Genomic DNA, 792 nt, shown 5'->3' on the forward strand with positions numbered 1-792 from the left:
CCACTAAACAATACATATGTATTATTTTCAAGATCAATTTTGCATTCTTCATATGTATTTTCAATACGACTTTGAAGATATTTACTTCCTCGCAATTTTACTAATTCTTCGCTTTTATCAATTCGTATATGATGAACAGAATAACTTTGATCAAAAGACGCACCATATGCAACCCCATTATTTTTTATAATCTCTTTCGCAAGGATAGAAAACACACCGCCCGACGAACTGTGTTTTCGAATATAATTATCTTTTGCATAACCAACCAGGCAATTAATTAAAGCTTCTGACTTTTTTTTGGCATTAATTGTCGGGCATATTTTTTTACACATCTCACAATGAATGCAATTTGCACTATTTACTTCTGGATACCAAAATCCTTCTTCATCTATTTCAAAAGAAATACATTTTTGAGGACATATTTGGATACATGCACTACAACCAACACAATTTTGCTTGTTTCTTAACATCACTTTTAATACCCTTATATATTTTTTATAAATTGTCGATACAAATAATCCAATTTCTTTATCTCTTCATTTATGTTATATCCGGCTGCTGTTAATTCGTGTTTAAAATCAATATTATTATACGATTTTAATACATAATCAATTGCTTTCGCCCAATCTGAATTGCTTTTTTTTAATGAAACAAAGTGAACAAGATCAGTTATTTTTGACGACGAATCAATTTGATCTGAAAACAAAGCCGGTTTTCCTGCAGCTTGTATTTCAAGAGCAACAACAGGAAATCCTTCATATAAGGAAGGAAGTAACAGTATGTCTATAGACG

Annotated in this window: 2 protein-coding genes; both read right to left on the reverse strand. The window is 30.6% G+C overall.

The features are described 5' to 3' along the window. Positions 1 to 470, reverse strand: a 470-nt coding sequence (locus JQM82_RS15920; protein WP_235251395.1) for a coenzyme F420 hydrogenase/dehydrogenase beta subunit N-terminal domain-containing protein, incomplete at its 3' end; no start/stop codon positions are given. Positions 471 to 484: 14 nt separating this feature from the next. Continuing rightward, a partial coding sequence (locus tag JQM82_RS15925) for a glycosyltransferase (RefSeq protein ID WP_235251397.1) occupies positions 485 to 792 on the reverse strand: 308 nt, incomplete at its 5' end.

This window comes from Faecalicatena contorta, assembly GCF_021531995.1.
GTDB classification, from domain to species: Bacteria; Bacillota; Clostridia; order Lachnospirales; family Lachnospiraceae; genus Dorea_A; species Dorea_A contorta_A.